Source organism: Hymenobacter daeguensis (assembly GCF_054780555.1).
Map to the genome: position 1 here is coordinate 83,325 of NZ_BAAGWC010000014.1, position 13,464 is coordinate 96,788.

10 protein-coding genes are annotated in these 13,464 nt (G+C 66.5%); 7 read left to right on the plus strand and 3 right to left on the minus strand.

The genetic code is table 11. The features are described 5' to 3' along the window. Window positions 1-42: 42 nt before the first annotated feature. Window positions 43-759: a hypothetical protein gene (locus tag ACYVHT_RS15590; RefSeq protein WP_460553695.1), complete on the plus strand. Its 717-nt coding sequence runs from the start codon at window positions 43-45 to the stop codon at window positions 757-759. Here the strand turns inward: ACYVHT_RS15590 and ACYVHT_RS15595 are convergent. After that, window positions 751-1,347: an acyl carrier protein phosphodiesterase gene (locus ACYVHT_RS15595; RefSeq protein ID WP_460553698.1), complete on the minus strand. Its 597-nt coding sequence runs from the start codon at window positions 1,345-1,347 to the stop codon at window positions 751-753. The two genes, ACYVHT_RS15590 and ACYVHT_RS15595, sit on opposite strands and share 9 nt — an antisense overlap. 129 nt (window positions 1,348-1,476) lie before the next feature. On the opposite strand from ACYVHT_RS15595, the gene ACYVHT_RS15600 reads away from it, so the two are divergent. Further along, a complete protein-coding gene (locus tag ACYVHT_RS15600) occupies window positions 1,477-1,989 on the plus strand; it encodes a pyridoxamine 5'-phosphate oxidase family protein (protein ID WP_460553700.1) in 513 nt (170 codons plus the stop codon). A gap of 69 nt (window positions 1,990-2,058) precedes the next feature. Further along, complete coding sequence (locus ACYVHT_RS15605; RefSeq protein ID WP_460553703.1) at window positions 2,059-2,772, plus strand: spheroidene monooxygenase; 714 nt, start codon at window positions 2,059-2,061, stop codon at window positions 2,770-2,772. On the opposite strand, the gene ACYVHT_RS15610 is transcribed toward ACYVHT_RS15605, so the two are convergent. Then, window positions 2,769-4,379 carry a hypothetical protein gene (locus tag ACYVHT_RS15610; protein ID WP_460553706.1) on the minus strand — a complete coding sequence of 537 codons (1,611 nt, stop codon included), beginning with the start codon at window positions 4,377-4,379 and terminating at the stop codon, window positions 2,769-2,771. The genes ACYVHT_RS15605 and ACYVHT_RS15610 overlap by 4 nt on opposite strands. A 178-nt stretch (window positions 4,380-4,557) precedes the next feature. On the opposite strand from ACYVHT_RS15610, the gene ACYVHT_RS15615 reads away from it, so the two are divergent. Next, window positions 4,558-6,171 (plus strand): hypothetical protein, encoded by a 1,614-nt coding sequence (locus ACYVHT_RS15615; RefSeq protein ID WP_460553709.1) that lies wholly within the window; start codon window positions 4,558-4,560, stop codon window positions 6,169-6,171. A gap of 79 nt (window positions 6,172-6,250) precedes the next feature. Then, window positions 6,251-7,792: a hypothetical protein gene (locus ACYVHT_RS15620; RefSeq protein WP_460553712.1), complete on the plus strand. Its 1,542-nt coding sequence runs from the start codon at window positions 6,251-6,253 to the stop codon at window positions 7,790-7,792. A 68-nt stretch (window positions 7,793-7,860) separates the two neighbouring features. Here ACYVHT_RS15620 and ACYVHT_RS15625 read toward each other — a convergent pair whose 3' ends face one another. Beyond that, entirely contained in the window at window positions 7,861-8,979 is a 1,119-nt protein-coding gene (locus ACYVHT_RS15625) for a DNA topoisomerase IB (protein WP_460553715.1), read from the minus strand. Window positions 8,980-9,142: 163 nt separating this feature from the next. Here ACYVHT_RS15625 and ACYVHT_RS15630 point away from each other — a divergent pair, with 163 nt between their 5' ends. Both ACYVHT_RS15630 and ACYVHT_RS15635 read left to right on the plus strand, forming a co-directional pair. Beyond that, window positions 9,143-10,255: an App1 family protein gene (locus tag ACYVHT_RS15630; protein WP_460553718.1), complete on the plus strand. Its 1,113-nt coding sequence runs from the start codon at window positions 9,143-9,145 to the stop codon at window positions 10,253-10,255. Window positions 10,256-10,399: 144 nt separating this feature from the next. Further along, window positions 10,400-13,378, plus strand: coding sequence for a type I restriction endonuclease subunit R (locus ACYVHT_RS15635; RefSeq protein WP_460553721.1), 2,979 nt, complete (start codon window positions 10,400-10,402; stop codon window positions 13,376-13,378). Window positions 13,379-13,464: the final 86 nt, after the last annotated feature.

The window sequence follows — 13,464 nt, forward strand, 5'->3', positions numbered from 1 at the left end:
GGTTATTTGCAGGAACACTTTTTTTGTACCAGGTCGAAATCGATGTCTGCCCTCAGGCTTTTCACGCTGCTCGCGGGAGGATTGCTGTGCAGCTGCAACCATGCGGCCGAGCACCCAGGCAAAGCGGGCAAACCACCGGCCTCGTCATCGGCCGCCCCCGGTTTTCAACCCCTCCGGAGTAAACCGAGCACAGCGGCGGCAGCGGACGAGGATTTCTCGTTCTATCGCGACACTGCGCTTGTTTTTGGGAAGTACGTTTTTGCCCACGACGACGAAGGCTACGCCGCCGTCTTTTATAAGCCGTATCCCGACAGCGCCTGGGTGAGCATTCCGCAGGTGCACGGCCGCACCGTGCAGCTGGACACGGCCAACGTGGACGGGCAGGGGGAGCCGGAGCTGCTGCTCACCATCGAATACAAGCGCCTGGGCAGCCCGGATTATGGGACTGTTCAAACGCTGTACGTTTTGCGCCCCGGCCCAACGCTTGATTCGCTGCTGGCGGTTCGCCTCGAATGCTCCGACTACCATCATGCCTGGGAAAACGGCGAGCTGTACAGCTTTGGGCAGACGCAACAAGTGACGGCTGGCTACGGGTTTCTCCGTATCGGCCCCGTCCGGACTACTTGCGAGCGCAGCCGCTCCACCGCTCCGTGCGCCTGCGACGCGCAGGACCTGGCCCAGGCCGGCGGGGTTCCTTTTGCCCGGCCCGGGCGGTATCACTGGCGGGGCGGCCTGCTGGCATGGGTCGGCTCACGCTAAAAAGCCGGCGGCCATTGCCTGTAGCTCCGGGAAGTATTCCCGAAAATCTGCCTCATACGCCGCGTAATTATTCTGCAGCTCCCCGGCCGCCGTTTCCATTCCCGAGCCGGCCGAAGCCCGGCGGCTCAGGCCGGTGAGGGCGCGGCGGATGCCTTCGATTTCGGCATAGCCCAGCAGCCAGTTGTGCTGCGCCATGTGCTGGAACATCTGCTGCACGCGGGGCGGCATCTCGGCCTCGCGGGTGGCGAGCAGCGCGTACATGCGCCGGGTAAAATCGGGCAGCTGCTCAGTAGAGAATTCGGTAAAATTCCGGGCCAGAAAATGGTCGAGAAACATGTCTGAAATCACGCCGGCGTACTTGCCGTAGCCGGCCGCGCGCAGGCGCCGGGTGCTGCGCCGCACCACGGGGTGCTGGTCGGTGAAGGCATCGATGGCGCGGTGCAGGCGAATGCCGGTTTGCACGGCGGGTGGGTAGTTTTCGAGCTGGCGGCCGGGCACCGAGTCGGCGATGAACTGGCCCAGCAGGATGTTGGCGTAAACCGGCGAGGCGGGCGAGCCGGAGAGGAAAAGGTGGGCCAGAAAATTCATGACTGCGGGCAAGGTACGGGCCGGCCGGGGCAATTAGTTCAACCCCGGCCGGCTGCCTACCGTAAGCCCACAGGCCACCGGCATGTTTTGGTGGCGGCAAATTCTTTCACCTCCCCAACCCTCTTTCCCATGTCCGAGAAGTCGCCCGTAACCCACGACCTGACCCAGCTGTTCGATAAAATCAAAGAAGTACGCATGGCCATGCTCACCACCACCGACGAGCACGGCAGCCTGCACAGCCGCCCCATGGCCACCATCAAGCCCGGCGAAGACAAGGCCCTGTACTTCCTCACCGATGCGGAATCGGCCAAAGTGTATGAGATTCAGAAAGACAGCCAGGTGAACCTGAGCTACTCCGACCCCGGCAGCAACGTGTACGCCTCCGTGTCGGGCCGCGCCAATGCCTACCGCGACGAAGCCAAAATTGCCGAGCTGTGGAGCGAGCCCATGCGCGGCTGGTTTCCCAAAGGCAAGGAAGACCCCAGCATCACCATCCTGAAAGTGGAGATTGAGAAGGCCGAATACTGGGACTCGCCCAGCAGCCTTTTCGTGCAGGCCTACGCCTACGTGCGCGCCGTGGTCACCGGCGAGCGCACCAAAGACGACGACGTGAACCAGCACGCCCAGGTGCAGGTCAAATAACTTGTCTTAAGCTGAAAAATTGAAGGCCGGAAGCAATTCCGGCCTTTTTTTGTTGTCTCAAACCTGCCCATGCCGCTCACCACGCTCACCGTTTTCACGCTCAGGCCCGGCCACCGGCGCTGGGGTCTGGCCCAGATGGGCACCTCGCCCGCCACGCTCAGGCGGGTGCCGGGCCTGCGTTTTTTTAAGCTGCTGGGCAGCGGGGCCAGCAACGGCTTCGGCAGCTGGCCCAACCTGGACCGCTACGGCCTGCTGGCCGTGTGGGACGATGCCGCCCCGGCCGAGGCTTTTTTCGGCCGGCATCCGCTTTGGGCCGGGTACCGCCAGCGCAGCGCGGAAAGCTGGACGCTTCACCTGGCCCCCCTGAAAGCCCACGGCCTGTGGGATGGGCAGGCTCCTTTCGAAGCCGCTCCGGACCTGCTCATTCCCGACACCGGCCCCGTGGCCGTGCTCACCCGCGCCAGCATCCGCTGGCGCAAGGTGCCGCGCTTCTGGCAGTTTGTGGAGCCCACCAGCGCGGCGCTGGCCCACGCCGTGGGCGTGCGGGCAGCCATCGGGCTGGGCGAGCTGCCGCTGGTGCGCCAGGCCACGTTCAGCGTGTGGGAGTCGGCCCGGGCCATGCAGGAGTATGCATATAAGGATGCCCGCCACCGCGAAGTCATTCAGCTCACGCGGCGCGAAAGCTGGTACACCGAGGAGCTGTTTGCCCGGTTTCGGGTGCTGGGCAGCGCGGGCACGCTGGATGGCGTGGCGCCCCTGGCGGGGCTGCCCGGCCTGGGCTAGTCGCGCAGGTTGTAGCGTTTCAGCCAGGCGTGGGCATCGGTGGTCAGCTCGGGGTGCGGGTCGGGCTCGATGGTGAGGCCGGCCGGGTGGCGGGTGGCATCGCCGTCTGGGCGGCTATACCAGGTGAAGGCCGACAAATCGGCCCGCGCAACGGCGGGCCGCAGCACCTGGTCGTGGCCGGCTCCGTCGTACACCTGCACCGGAAAGCCGGGATTGATGGCCGAGCGCAGCTCAACTATGTCGTCGCCGCCCAGGCCGTAAACGTTCAGCTGCCCGGTGGCCTGCCGGTCATACACCCGGCTGAACACCAGGCTATCGGCCCGGCCCGGCCGCATAACCAGCTGCTGCACCCGCAGGCGCCCCGGTCCGGCTTCGCCGATGACAAAGCGCTCCGGCATATCGGTGCCCACCACCCAGCACTCCCGGCTGAGCACCTCAAAATACCGTTGGGCCACGGCGGGCAGCTGCGCGCGCCGGGCCCGCAGCAGGGGGCCAAAGCGGGCGGCAATGGTCGCCCGGGTTTCGGCCGGCCCCCGCGTGAGAGCTTCGGCAATGACGGCATCGGTCAGGCGGCGGCCCAGCGAGTCGGCTTCCTGGCGGAAGTCCTCGGCGCGCAGGCTGCCCAGCAGGGTGCGGTCGAGGGCGCGGGCGGTGGTGGTGAGGCCATCGACGGTGCCCAGCGGAATGGTGGCGTGAAAGCTGTGGTATTTGGGCACGAACCACGCAATAACGCGGGTAATCAGGCCATCATCGAACAAAAAAAATGCCTGGTCGCGGTCGCGCGGAATGGGCCGGTAGCGCAGGCGGCCCGCCGCCGGAAAGCTGGCCCAGCGCCACTGGTCGGGCCGGCGGCTCCAGTCGCCGAGCCACATATCGAGCAGGCGGGCGCGCAGGTAGGCTCGGGGCTCGACCCGGGCCGTGGGCTGCCGCCGGATGGCCGTGAGCATGTGGCGTGAATTGACCACGGCCGGCGAATGACCGAAATTGGCGGCGCCCTGCTGGTTGCCGTCGGGCCGCTCTTCCAGCAGGTAGAGCGCATTGGCGTAGTCGGCCCGGAACCTCCGCAGGCCGGGGTCGTTGGGCAGGTACACCAGGCTGGGGTTGGTGTGGTACACGCCCGCAGCCTCGGCCAGATAAGCAGCCACGTAGGCCCCGTAGGGCTGCCCCACGCTGGTTTGGTCCTTCATGAGGCCACCCAACAGGCGGTGCACCCAGCCGGCCGGCAGGGCGGCGCTGGCATCTTTGTCCACGGAGCGCAGCACAAACTCGCGGCCGTTGGCGGCGCACAGGCGGAGCGAATGGGTTTGGTAGCTGCCACCGGCCCGCAGGGGCGTGAGCGTATCGGGCACCACGGTGGCCAGGCGCACCACCGGCACCGTCACCGGCGTGGCCCAGATGGTGCGGTAGTGCCGCCCCCAGAAAAACCGCCACACGGCCCCCCGGGCATATTGCGGGCCGGCCGCCACGCGCACCGTGGCCGAGTCGGCGGACCAGTGGGGCGGCGGGTTGTGGGCGGCATCGGGGCCCGCGCCGCAGGCCAGCGCCAGGGCCGCCGCCACTCCCAACCCACCACAGGCAATAAGCATCGAAAGGCGAAAGCCGGACATAAAAGACAGGTTATCCAGGGCCGGTGCGCCGCTGAGCAGGCCACCGGCCCGCACGTTCTGACTGGCATATACCGCAACGCGGCGCTCACGGTTGTGCTCGCGGGCGCTTCCTGGCGCCGAATGCCCACCTTTGCCGCCCGGCTGCGTTAAAGGCCCATTCCCGCCTGCTTTTTTCCGGATGCCTCCACTTTCCGCTTTTCTGCCCCGCCTCCGCCGCTGCCTGCCGGTGCTACTGGGCGTGGGGCTGGCCGCTGCCGGCTGCTCCCGTCGCCACTTTTTCCAGGCCGATGCCCGCGTCGGCCCGGGCAGCACCGCCGCGCTGCCCCTCGCCGCCGATTCGGTGCTGGCCACGGCCGGCCGCCAGTACAGCCAACACTCCCGGGTTTATTATTGGTTTTGGGGCCGGCACTACCGGCCGGTGTGGGCCGCGCCCGTTAGCGTGCCGGTACTGCACCTGGCCACGGCCGCGCCCGGGGGCCTGAAGCCCGGCAAGCCCGGCGGCGGCTTTCAAAGCATCAGCATGACGCTGGAAGGCCGCCAGGAGCGTGAATACGCCCTCCGCGCCCTCGACAAAGACCCCACCAAAACGCTGCCCAAAGTGCTGCGGCCCACGTTTTTGCTGAATGCCGTGCGCGATGCCACCTCGGCTGCCATGCCCTACGGGGCCCTCACGGTGCCGCCGCTGGCGCGGGCCGCCGGCGTGCCCCACACCCGCCCGCGCCTGGTGTACATCCGGCCCGATGAAACGGCCCTGGGGCCCACGTCGGAGCGGTTTCGGGGCAAGGTGGCGCTGCTGGAAGAGAAGTACGAGGAAGTGGCTTCGGCCACGCCGGACCTGGCGGGCACCACCAATTTCGTGGGCGGCGAAACGGTGCTGAAGAAGCTGTATTTCCATCCGGCGTATTACCTCGACCAGCCGGCTTTTCTGCGGGCCCGCCTGCTCGATGTGTGGCTCGGCGACTGGGACCGGCACGAGCGGCAGTGGGACTGGGCCACGTTTCCGGAGCAAAACGGGCGGGTGCGCTTCCAGCCCATTCCCAAAGACCGGGACCAGGTTTATTTTCGGTTCGATGACGGGCTGGTACCCTGGCTGGCCTCGCGGCGGTTCATTGCGCCGCAGTTTCATACCTTTCGGGAGCACTACGGGTATGTGCCGGGCCTGGTCTTTCAGGCCGAGTTCATCGACCAGCGCGGCCTTTCGCAGCTCACCCGGGCCGACTTCCAGCGCATGGCCGCCGACCTGCAGCGCCGCCTCCCCGATTCCGTTATTGAGCGGGCCATGCGGCGCCTGCCGCCCGCCGTGTTTGCCCTCGAAGGCGTGCGCCTCGGCAACTACCTCAAGGCCCGCCGCCAGCTGCTGCCCCAGGCCGCCGAGGCCTACTACCGCACCCTGGCCCACGCGCCCAACCTGGGCGGCACGGCCCTGGCCGAGCGCTTCGTGGTGCGTCGCTACCCCGATTCCACCACCGTGCGCGTGTATTCCTCGGCCCGGCACGCGCCCACCGCCAACGACTCGCTGCGTTTTCAGCGCACCTATTTCAGCGCCGAAACCCACACCATTACCCTGGATGGGCTGGGCGGCGACGACGTTTTTGAGGTGAGCACCACCGGCTCCGGCCGGGCCATCCGCCTGCGCCTCTACGGCGGCGAGGGCAGCAACCAGCTGCTGCGCCAGGGCAGCGCCCGCCGCATAAAGCTCTATGCCCAGGAAGCCTCGAAGCTTTCGGCCGCCAGCCGGCAGCAGGAGCCCTACCTTTCGCGCCGTCGCCACACGCCGAAAGAGCACAAGTAATTAATTTCGGATTTCCCGCCAGCCTTCAGCTTTTTTCCGTCCGTGGCCGTTCAAACCCCGGCCTTATTCCGTTCCGCTTTTGACCCCGTCCCGCCTGCGCCTTTTTTTCCCGATTGCGGGCACCCTGGCCACCCTGCTGCTGAGCACAAGCTGCGTGAGGCGGCAGTTTTTCCAACCCGATGCCCGGCCCGATGCCGCCCGGCCCCTGCCCGCCCTGGCCGACAGCGTGCACAACGCCACCGCCGGCCGCCAGTATGCCCGGCACGGCGGCCTCTACATGGCCCTGGTGGGCCGGCACCACCGCCCCACCTGGGCGGCCCCGGTTGCCGCGCCGGTGCTGCACCTGCCCGGCATCCGGCCCGGGGGCCTGCGGCCGGGCAAAGTGGGCGGCGGCTTCAACAGCACCAGCCTGAACCTGGCGGCCAGCGACGGCCGCAGCTTCGTGGTGCGTACCGTCGATAAAGACCCTATCCGGGCCACGCCGCAGTGGCTGCGGGGCACGTTTCTGGTAAATGCCCTGCGCGACAACATCTCCGCCACCAACCCCTACGCCAGCCTTACGGTGCCCGTGCTGGCCGGGGCCGTGGGCGTGCCCCACGCCAACCCGCGCCTGTACTACGTGCGGGCCGACGACCCGGCTTTTCAGACCGATTCGCTCCGGCACTTTCGGGGGCAACTGGCTTTTCTGGAAGAGAAGGCGGCCCCGTTGCCGGCGGCCCTGCCGGCCCCTACGGCCGTCATCAACAGCACCAAGGCCTTCAACGCGGTATTCACCAGCTCTACCTGCATCGACCAGGCTGCCCTGCTGCGCGCCCGCCTGCTCGATGGCTGGCTGGGCGACTGGGACCGCCACCCCGGCCAGTGGAGCTGGGCCCTGCTGCGCCCCACCCCCGGCGGCCGCGCCACGCTCCGGCCCCTGCCCAAAGACCGTGACATGGTGTTCTACCGCCTCGACGATGGCGGGCTGGGCTGGCTGGTGAGCCGCCTGGCGCTGCGCCACTGGGTCACGTTTGGGCCGCGCTACAAGAACCTGACCGGCCTGATGAGCTCCGGCCACTACCTCGACCAGCGGGCCCTCAACGCGCTCAGCCGAAACCAGTTTCGGACCACGGCAAGGGCCATGCAGCAGCAGCTGCCCGATTCGCTCATTGCGCGGGCGGTGCAGCGGCTGCCGGCCGCCGCCTTCGCGCTGGAAGGCCCGCGCACCATAGCGGCGCTGCGGGCCCGGCGCGATAACCTGCCCGCGCTGGCCGATGCGTTTTACCAGCAGCTGGCCCGGCAGCCGCGCATTGGCGGCACGGCCCAGCCCGAGCACTTCACCATCCTCCGCTACGCCGACTCGACGGTGGTAACGGTGCAGGCAGCGGCTACCGCCGAGCTGCTATACCGGCGGGCGTTTCTTCCCACCGAAACCCGGCGCATCCAAATCGAAGGCCTGGGCGGCAACGATGTTTTCACCGTGCAGGAGCTCGGCTCCCGGCCCGGTCGCAAGCCCAGCATCGCGGTTTTCGGCGGCGCGGGCGACGACGAGCTGCAAGCCGCGAAGCGCCCCGGCGGCGTCCGGTTCAGGCAGGGAAGCGCCCCGGCTGCCCGGGCCTACGACAAGCCGCCGGAGGAGTAGCCGCCTTTCTGCGGCGCCGGCGCACGGCCACGCCGCGCCGGCGCGCAGCGTGGCCGTGCCACCGCTGCTCAGGCGGCTTCCAGCATCTTCAGCACCAGCCGCTCGGTGGGGCTCAGCACGTCGCCGGCCTTCGTTTCGGCATCGTGCTTGCGAAGAAACTCAATGAGCCGGCCCGATTTGAACAGCTCCACCACCTGCGGGTGAATGTAGTATTTCGAGCACACCGTGGGCGTGTTGCCCAGGCCGGAGGCGACTTCCTTCACGGCCTTTTTCACCACTTTCTCGGGGGCCAAATCGGGCTCTTCCCGGAGCACGGCTTCCAGGCACTCCACCATTTTCACGGTGCCGCCCCAGGTGCGAAAGTCTTTGGCCGAGAGCTGCAGGCCGGTGTGGCGGTGCAGGTACTCGTTCACGTCGCCCGATTCGAGGGCGTGGCGCTGCCCATCGGCCGAGTAGTATTGGAACAGGTGCTGGCCGGGAATTTCCTTGCACTTGCGCACCAGCCGGGCCAGGCGGGCATCGTGCAGGGTCACGTCGTGCGGCACGCCTTTCTTGCCCACGAAGTTGAAGTTGACGTCGGCCCCTTCGATGGCGACGTGCTTGTCCTGCAACGTGCTCAGGCCGTAGCTGGGCTTGGTTTTGCCGTTTTTCCGGGCGTATTCCTTGCTGCCAACGCGAATAAACGACTGGTCCATGAGCGTGAGCACCAGGGCCACCACCTTCTCGCGGTCGAGGGTCGGGCGGCGCAGGTCCTTGCTGAGCTGCTGGCGCAGGGGCACCAGCTTTTCGCCGAAGGTGCGCAGGCGCGAAAACTTGGTGAGGCTGCGCATGGCATCCCAGGCCGGGTGGTAGCGGTACTGCTTGCGGCCCAGGCTGTCGTGGCCCGTCACCTGCAAATGGGTGTTGGGCGAGGGCGAAATCCAGACCTCCGTCCAGGCCGGCGGAATCACGAAGCTGGCAATGCGGTCCAGCGTTTTCGGGTCGGCAATTTTCTGGCCCTTCGCGTCGTGGTACACGAAATGGCCGGCCCGCGTGGGCTTGCGCGAGATGCCCGCGCCCTGGTCGGTGGCATAGCGCAGGCCGGCCATTTCGGCCTGCCGGGCGGGGTCTTTGTACACGATATGCGCCTCTTCCTGAGGCTGCAGCTTCTTTTTACGGGTTTTGGGGTGGGCAGCGGTGGCGAGCATAGAAAGGGCGAAATGACCCGTGAATTCGGGTGTCGGGGTTCTACGCAAAAGGCCCGCGGGCGGCTGTAGCTCCGCAGCCCGGACTGCGTGGTTTGCGCGCCCGAAGGCCAGCCAGGCCCGCGCGCCATCAGCCATTGCCATCCCTCAGCCGTAGGTTTGCCCCATGAAGCTGCCCAATGCCCTGTCCCATTTCACCGAGTGGACCGACCATCTCTACACCCGTTTTGCGGCCCGGCGCGGCTGGCTGCGCCCCCTCCAGATTGACGCGTACCGCAGCTACGGCACGGCCGGGAAGTTTTACATCAAGGGCCGCCTGCTGGCCGACCCCGGTCTGCGCCCCGCCACCGCCGACGACTCGCGCTGGCGCAATTTCCGCAGCATGGTGCGCCGCTTCAACAGCCGCGAAGTGGCCGGGGCCGACCTCGTGGCCGAGCTGCCCGACGGCAGCCAGCACCTGGTTTCGACCGACGACGAGGGCTATTTCACCCTCATCATCGAGCCGCACCAGTTGCCCGCCCCCGTGGCCTACCTCTGGTATCCGGTGCCGGTGCGCGTGGCCCGGCTGCCGCGCGGCTTCCAGCTGCCGGCCGCGCCCATCAGCACGGCGGCCAACGTGCTGGTGCCGCCCGCCAGCGCCGAGTTCGGCGTTATCTCCGACCTCGACGACACCGTGTTCGAAACCAGCGCCACCAGCATCGTCCGGATGCTGGGCCGCGTGCTGTTCAGCAACGCCCAGTCGAAACAGCCGTTTGCGGGCGTGGCCGAGTTCTACCGCCGGCTGCAGCACGGCCGCACCGGCCGGCCCGACAACCCGTTTTTCTACGTCAGCAGCAGCCCCTGGAACCTCTACGACATGCTTGCCGAGTTTCTGAGCCTGCACAACATTCCCACCGGCCCGCTCCTGCTGCGCGACCTCAGCATTGCCCGCCCCAAGACCACGCCCCCGCCCGGCGTCACCGGCTCGGCGGCCATTCACTTCGCCCACAAGCTTCACGAAATCGACGACATCCTCACCACCTATCCCAAGCTGCCCTTCGTGCTCTGCGGCGACAGCGGCCAGGAGGATGCCCGCATCTACCGCGAAGTGGTGCGCCGCCACCCCGGCCGCATCCGCGCCATCTACATTCGCGACGTGCAGGTGCCCGAGCGCGCCGCGCTGGTCGGGCCCATCAGCGAGGAGCTGGGCCGCGAAGGCGTGCCCATGCTGCTAACGGCCGACTATGCTGCCGCCGCCGCCCACGCGGCCGGGCTGGGGCTGGTAGCGCGGACTTTGTAGTCCGCGTCCCCGCACCGTTTGATTATTAATGTTCTGGGACGCGAACTACAAAGTTCGCGCTACATCCCAATGGCGCACCCGGTAGACCTCACGCCAACGGGTGGGCCTTTCTGCCGATATTGCGCCGTTAATCCATCTTCTACCATGGTCAACGAGCAACAAATTGAATACGGCTTCATCGGCGACCTTACCCGCCTGAAGTACACTAACCGCCCCGACATCCGCGACCGGGCCGCGCTGGAAGCCAACTTCCGCCAGAAGTTCGAGGAGCTGAACCGGGTGACGCTTTCCGACGCGGAGTTCAGCCGGCTGCGCGATGAAATCGTGAACCCCGACGTGTTTCAGGCGTCGAAAACGCTGCGCCAGCAGAACACTTTCATCCGCGAGGACGGCACGCCGCTGCACTACACGCTCGTCAACCTCAAGGACTGGTGCAAGAACGACTTTGAGGTGGTGAATCAGCTGCGCATCAACACCGCCAACAGCCACCACCGCTACGACGTGCTGCTGCTGCTCAACGGCCTGCCGCTGGTCCAGATTGAGCTGAAGACCCTGCAAGTGTCGCCCCGCGTGGCCATGCAGCAGATTGTGAACTACAAGGCCGACCCCGGCAACGGCTACACCAACACCCTGCTCTGCTTCGTGCAGCTGTTCATCGTCTCGAACCGCAGCAGCACCTACTACTTCGCCAACAACCGCCCCGAGCACTTCAGCTTCTCGGCCGACGAGCAGTTCCTGCCCGTGTACCAGTACGCGGCCGAAGACAACCGCAAAATCACCCAGCTCGGCGAGTTTGCCGAGAAATTCCTGGCCAAGTGCACGCTGGCCGAGATGATTAGCCGCTACATGGTGCTGGTGGAAAGCGAGCAGAAGCTGCTGGTGATGCGCCCCTACCAGATTTACGCCGTGAAGGCCATCGTCGACTGCATCCACCAGAACCGGGGCAATGGCTACATCTGGCACACCACCGGCAGCGGCAAGACGCTCACCTCGTTCAAGGCCTCCACGCTGCTCAAGGACAACCCCGACATCGAGAAGTGCCTGTTCGTAGTCGACCGCAAGGACCTCGACCGCCAGACCCGCGAGGAGTTCAACAAGTTTCAGGAGGGCTGCGTGGAGGAAAACACCAACACCGGGGCCCTGGTGCGCCGCCTGCTCTCCCAGGACTACGCCGACAAGGTCATCGTGACCACCATCCAGAAGCTCGGCCTCGCCCTCGACCCCAGCCACCCCAAGGACTACAAAACCCAGCTGCAACCGCTGCGCGACAAGCGCGTGGTGCTCATCTTCGACGAGTGCCACCGCTCCCAGTTCGGCGAAAACCACAAGGCCATCAAGGAGTTTTTCCCGAAGGCCCAGCTGTTCGGCTTCACCGGCACGCCCATTTTCGAGGCCAACGCCATCTACACGCAGGTAGACGGGCGGGAAGCGTCGTACCAGACCACGGAGGACATTTTCCAGAAGCGCCTGCACCCCTACACCATCACGCACGCCATCGAGGACAAGAACGTGCTGCGCTTTCACGTCGACTACTTCAAGCCCGACGGCGCGGCCAGCCCCAAGCCCGGCACCGCCCCGGCCCGGCAGGCGGTGGTCGAATCCATTCTGGCCAAGCACGACGGGGCCACCCTCCAGCGCCGCTTCAACGCCGTGCTGGCCACCCAGAGCATCAACGACGCCATTGCCTACTACGAGCTGTTCAAGCAGATGCAGGACACCAAAAAGGATGAGCCCGACTTCCGCCCCCTGAACGTAGCCTGCGTATTCTCGCCGCCCGCCGATGTGAGCGCCGAAGTGCGCCAGATGCAGGAAGACCTGCCCAACGAAAAGCAGGACAACCAGGAAGACCCCGACACCAAGAAGGCCGCCCTCAAAACTATCATCGCCGACTACAACCAGCAGTACCGCACCAACCACAGCATCGCCGAGTTCGACCAGTACTACCAGGACGTGCAGCAGCGCATCAAGGCCCAGAAGTGGCCGGTGACCGACTACCCCCGCGCCCAGCGCATCGACATCACCATCGTGGTCGACATGCTGCTCACCGGCTTCGACTCGAAGTACCTCAACACCCTGTACGTCGACAAGAACCTCAAGCACCACGGCCTCATCCAGGCGTTTTCGCGCACCAACCGCGTGCTCAACGACACCAAGCCCTACGGCAACGTGCTCGACTTCCGCCAGCAGCAGCCCGCCGTGGATGCGGCCATTGCCCTGTTCTCGGGCCTCGAAAACAAGCAGGACCCCAAGGAAATCTGGCTCGTGGACCCCGCCCCCGTGGTGCTGGCCCGCTACGAAACCGCCGTGCAGCAGCTCGAAACCTTCCTGCAAGGCCAGCACCTGCCCGCCCGGCCCGAGGAAGTAGCCAACCTGAAGGGCGACGCCGCCCGCGGCCAGTTCATCGAGAAGTTCAAGGAAGTGCAGCGCCTGCGCACCCAGCTCGACCAGTACACCGACCTGGGCGAGCCCGAAAAAGCCCAGCTCGAAACCCTGCTGCCCACCGACGACCTGCGCGCCTTCCGCAGCCAGTACCTCGAAACCGCCAAGCGCCTGCGCGACCAGCAGGGCCGCCACCCCGGCCCCGACGGCCCCGATGCCGGCGGGGAGCAGCTCCAGCTCGACTTTGAGTTCGTGCTCTTCGCCTCGGCCGTCATCGACTACGACTACATCCTGGGCCTGATGGCCGCCAGCACCGCGCCGGGGCCGAAAAAGCAGAAGATGACCCGCGAGCAAATCATCGGCCTGCTGGGCTCCAGCGCCAACCTCATGGACGAGGCCGACGACCTGACCGCCTACTTCGCCGGCCTGCCCACCGACCGCGGCTTCACCGAAGCCGAAATCCGCGCCGGCTTCGACGCCTACAAAGCCGCCCAAACCGCCGCCGCCCAGGCCGCCATCGCCACCCGGCACGGCGTGGCCCCGGAGGCCCTCACGGCCTTCGTAGCCGGCATCCTGCGCCGCATGATTTTCGACAGCGAAGCCCTGGGCGACCTGCTGGCCCCGCTGGGCCTGGGCTGGAAAACCCGCGCCGCCAAAGAAAAGGAGCTGATGGCCGAGCTGATTCCCCTATTGAAGAAAATGGCCCAAGGCCGCGAAATATCCGGACTGAAAACCTATGAGTAACCCCCGTCATGCTGAGCGAAGGCGTAGCCGTAGTCGAAGCATCTCGCGTGCGGCACTAACCCAATCGTTCAACGATGCACGCGAGA